This is a genomic window from Streptomyces sp. KR55 (assembly GCF_052245645.1).
Classification (GTDB): Bacteria; Actinomycetota; Actinomycetes; order Streptomycetales; family Streptomycetaceae; genus Streptomyces; species Streptomyces flavusporus.
The window spans coordinates 1-4,134 of record NZ_JBQQCE010000647.1 but is presented as its reverse complement, the minus strand read 5'-3'; the positions used below and the strand labels follow the sequence as shown (position 1 = coordinate 4,134).

Annotated in this window: 4 protein-coding genes and 1 pseudogene; 3 read left to right on the top strand and 2 right to left on the bottom strand. The window is 72.9% G+C overall.

Annotated elements, in window-relative coordinates:
* Both ACTWQJ_RS47510 and ACTWQJ_RS47505 read right to left on the bottom strand, forming a co-directional pair.
* On the bottom strand, positions 1–155 hold a 155-nt coding region (locus tag ACTWQJ_RS47510), incomplete at its 3' end, for a PIN domain-containing protein (RefSeq protein WP_443312589.1).
* Positions 152–412 carry a ribbon-helix-helix domain-containing protein gene (locus ACTWQJ_RS47505; protein ID WP_443312588.1) on the bottom strand — a complete coding sequence of 87 codons (261 nt, stop codon included), beginning with the start codon at positions 410–412 and terminating at the stop codon, positions 152–154. The genes ACTWQJ_RS47505 and ACTWQJ_RS47510, both read right to left, overlap by 4 nt.
* 297 nt (positions 413–709) lie before the next feature.
* Here ACTWQJ_RS47505 and ACTWQJ_RS47500 point away from each other — a divergent pair, with 297 nt between their 5' ends.
* The 3 genes and pseudogenes from ACTWQJ_RS47500 to ACTWQJ_RS47490 all read left to right on the top strand — a co-directional run.
* Entirely contained in the window at positions 710–2,296 is a 1,587-nt protein-coding gene (locus ACTWQJ_RS47500; protein ID WP_443312587.1) for a TIGR02677 family protein, read from the top strand.
* The gene (locus ACTWQJ_RS47495; RefSeq protein ID WP_443312586.1) at positions 2,293–3,555 is read left to right on the top strand and encodes a TIGR02678 family protein; all 1,263 of its coding nucleotides are present in this window, start codon (positions 2,293–2,295) and stop codon (positions 3,553–3,555) included. Before ACTWQJ_RS47500 ends, ACTWQJ_RS47495 begins: the two co-directional genes overlap by 4 nt.
* Positions 3,552–4,134 (top strand): annotated as a pseudogene (locus tag ACTWQJ_RS47490) (TIGR02680 family protein); the annotation flags it as partial. The gene ACTWQJ_RS47495 and the pseudogene ACTWQJ_RS47490, both read left to right, overlap by 4 nt.

Here is a 4,134-nt window from a genome sequence, read left to right as displayed (position 1 = left end):
ATGTTACGGGTGATGATGTGCTCGATCTCGGCGAACACCAACGGCGAAATCACCGTCGCCGATGCCTCGCCAAGCGCCCTGCGCGTGGCCGCGTGCTCGGGGTCGTCGGTGTTGAACGCCGCCACCAGGCCGGAGGTGTCCCCGATGACGATCACGCGGCGCTGCCGGAGCTGCCGTACTTGCGGTTCGCGGCCTCCTCGGCGGCGGCCCGTACATCGTCGTCGGTCACCGGGCCACCGAAGCCGAGCTCCGGAATGTCCCACTCGCCGGGCCAGCGGCGGGCCCGCAGCGCGGCGATGCGGAACGCCTCGCGGAAGTACTCCGACTCCGGCCGGCCCTCACGCGCGGCCGCCTCCTTGATGATCTTCAGGTACTCCTCGTCGACCATCACCGTCGTCTTCTTCAAAGCCATACGGTTATGGTACCTCCACCAGCACGTCCGCGGGGCGTCCCGAGCTCTTCCCCGCCCGTCGGCACCAGTGGCTGGTGTACGCGCCCAGACGACGGTCAACAACCCCTGACTGCCTCGCGCCCGTCCCGGGTCTCGGGCAGGCCGCAGGGGTCCGCGAGCCGCATCGACACCGGGAAGGCTCGCGGCATACGGCCGACCGTGGGGAAGCAGCGGGGAGCCGGAACACGGGGCGACTCTGCGTGAAGGCCTGGCCACGATTGCCCGAGCGGGGTGTGCGTCGGGGAGAATGCCGGAACGATGACGTCGTCGCCTTCCGGACCGGCACGGGCCGGGTACGCGCCCTTCGCCCACCTCACCGTGCCCAACGCCGCCCTCTACCGCCGGGTGATGGGCGCGTTCCTGGCCGCCAAGGAGCGCTTCGCGGTACACCTGCGGCCCGAGGACGTGCACGGCGCGCTGCCACCCGAACACCGGCCCGCCGACCTAGACACGGTGGTCAAGGCCCTGGACAGCCTCGTCGATTGGGGCAACCTGCGGGCGGATCCGGACACCTCCCGGGTCACGGCGGTCGAGGACTTCTACCGCAAGCGCTTCATCTACCAGCTCACACAGGCGGGTGAGGCTGCCGAGCAGGCGCTGTCCGCGTACGACGAGGCGCTGGGGCGGCGCGGCGCGCTGCAGGCGGTGGCGCTGCACGACATCGTCACCCAGCTGCGGGCCCTGCTGGTGATCGCGGCCGAACAGGAGCCGGACGCGGCCAAGGCGCATCTGGCGCTGTCCGCGCTGACCGGCCGGTTCGGGGCGCTGGCGGAGAACGCGCGGGCGTTTATGGGCTCGCTGCAGCGCACCATCGACCTCCACGATGTGGAGGTCGATGTGTTCCTCGCCTACAAGGACCGGCTGATCCAGTACCTGGAGCGGTTCATCCAGGACCTGATCACCCTGGGCGGACGGATCGCCCTGCTCATCGGCGAGCTGGAGGACCAGGGCCGGGCCAGGGCGCTGCTGCGGCTGGCTGCGGCCCGCGAGGCGGCCGACGCCGCCCCGGACGAGGCCGAGAGCGCCGAGGCGCGGGCGTACGAGCGGTGGGCGGCGCGCTGGGCGGGGCTCGCCGCCTGGTTCGTGTCCGCGGACGGCCGCGAGTCGCAGGCCCGCCTGCTGCGCGGCCGCGCCCTCGGGGCGATCCCGCAACTCCTAACGGTCGTACGTCAGTTGAACGAGCGGCGGGCCGGGCGCTCGGACCGCTCGGCGGACTTCCGCACTCTGGCCCGCTGGTTCGCCGAGGCCCCCGACGACGAGGCGCGGCACCGGCTGTGGCGTGCCGCCTTCGGGCTATATCCCGCACGTCACCTCACCGTCGACGCCGACACCCTCGACCGGCGCACGGTTCGCCCGGTGGCCGCGTCCACCCCGTGGGCCGAGGCCGAGCCGCTGCGGATCAGCCCGCAGCTGCGCCGCACCGGCAGCTACGAACGACGCGGCAAGGCCCGCAAGGTACAGGACCGCTCCGAGCAGCGGCGGCGCCTCGCCGAGATCGCCGCCCGGCAGGCGGAGGAGACCGCCGCCGCCCGTGCCCGCCTCGCGACGAACGGCACCACACGGCTGTCCGCCCTCGGCGAGCTCGACCCGGCGGCCTTCGGCCTGTTCCTGGGGCTGCTCGGTGACGCCCTGGCCACGTGGCGGCCCGGCATGACGACGACCGTCGCGACCAGCAACGACGGCTCGATGGAGATCCGGCTGACGGCTCTGGCGGACGGTACGACGGCCGAGATCCGCACACCCGGCGGCACCTTCCGCGGGCCCGACCACCAAGTCGAGATCACCGATCTCCCCCGGATCGGCCGCATACGCATGGACGACACCCCGACGTGGGAGGAGCGATGACCACGCCCCTGGGCGAGGTGCTGGACGGTCGGCGCGCAGCCGAGTTCCAGAAGGCCGCCCGCGCCCTGCTGAAGGAGCCGCTGCTGCTCGCGCACGGCCCGTACGCCGACGAGTTCCGCCTCGTGCGGCGGCACGCCGCCGAACTGCGCGAGTGGTTCGACCGCAACACCGGCTGGTCCCTGCGGGTGGACGCGGAGTCCGCCCGGCTGGGCAGGACGCCCGGCACCCTGGCCGACCCCACCCATCCGGCGCGCGAGGCCTCCCGCGCCCGCGCGCCCTTCACCCGCCGCCGCTATGTGCTGCTGTGCCTGGCGCTGGCCGCGCTGGAGCGGGGCGAGGCACAGATCGCGCTCGGCCGGCTCGCCGAGCAGGTCGTCCTGGACGCCGCCGATCCCCACCTGGCCGCCGCCGGGATCGAGTTCACGCTGGAGCGGCGCGACGAGCGACTGGATCTGGCGGCCGTGGTACGGCTGCTCATGCGGTACGGGGTACTGCGGCGGGTGGCCGGGGACGAGGACGCCTACGTCAGCGGTGCGGGCGATGTGCTGTACGACGTTCAGCGCCGTGTCCTGGCCGGGCTGCTCGCCGCCCGCCGGGGCCCTTCGATGATCGCGGCCGAGGGTTTCGAGGACCGGCTGGCCGAGCTGACCGCCGAGAGCGCTCTGGACAGTGACGAACTGCGCTTCCGTGCCATCCGCCAGATGCTGACCCGGCGCCTGCTGGACGACCCGGTGCTGTACTACGACGAGCTCACCGACGAGGAGCTCGCCTACCTGACCCGCCAGCGCGCCTTCATCACCGCACGCATCACCGAACTGACCGGCCTGGTCGCGGAGGGACGGGCCGAGGGCATCGCCATGGTCGACCCCCTGGACGACCTGACCGACGTACGCATGCCCGAGCAGGGCACCCACGGGCACGTCACCCTGCTGCTCGCCGAGCACCTCGCGGCCGCGGGCGGCGCGGTGAGCCGGGCCGACCTCGAGCGCAGGGTGCGGGAACTGGCCGCCGAGCACGGCGGGTTCTGGTCGAAGTCCGCCAAGCAACCGGGCGCGGAGGCGGAACTGGTCGAGCAGGCGCTGACCAAGCTGACCGCGCTCGGCCTGGTCACCCGCACACCCGGCGGGGTCGTCCCCCTGTCCGCGCTGGCCCGCTATGCGGTCAGCGAGACCGTCGTACGACAGGCGGGTACGCCCCCGCAGCAGCTCACGCCTCCCCAGGCTGCATGGTCCGCCGAGCGAAAGGCAAAGGACTCGTGACCGCCCTGCCCACCCCCGTGCCCGGCCGGTGGCGGCCGCTGCGCATCGGCCTGGTCGACCTCTTCTATTACGACACCGAGGAGTTCTGGTTCCGCGACGGCCGTCTGCTGCTGCGCGGCAACAACGGCACCGGCAAGTCCAAAGTCCTCGCCCTCACCCTGCCATTCCTCCTGGACGGCGACCTGTCCGCGCGCCGCGTGGAGCCCGACGCCGATCCCGGCAAGCGCATGGAGTGGAACCTGCTGCTCGGCGGGCAGCACCCGCACGCCGAGCGGCTCGGCTACAGCTGGATCGAGTTCGGCCGCCAGGACGAGGCCGACGGACAGGAACACTTCCTCACTCTCGCCTGCGGGCTGAAGGCGGTGGCGGGGCGAGGCATGGCCCGCCACTGGTACGCGGTCACCGACCAGCGCGTCGGCGAGGAGCTCAGCCTGCTCGACGCCACCGGCACCGCGCTGTCGCGGGACCGGCTGGCGGAGGCGGTCGCCGGGCGCGGCATGGTCTACGACACGGCCACGGCGTACCGCCGGGCGGTCGACGAGGCACTGTTCGGGCTGGGTGAGCGGCGCTACGCCGCCC

Bases quoted from the DNA above. Each gene is read 5' to 3' on its own strand.
- ACTWQJ_RS47495 (WP_443312586.1), top strand. From the start codon at position 2,293: ATGACCACGCCCCTGGGCGAGGTGCTGGACGGTCGGCGCGCAGCCGAG.
- ACTWQJ_RS47505 (WP_443312588.1), bottom strand. From the start codon at position 412: ATGGCTTTGAAGAAGACGACGGTGATGGTCGACGAGGAGTACCTGAAG.
- ACTWQJ_RS47500 (WP_443312587.1), top strand. From the start codon at position 710: ATGACGTCGTCGCCTTCCGGACCGGCACGGGCCGGGTACGCGCCCTTC.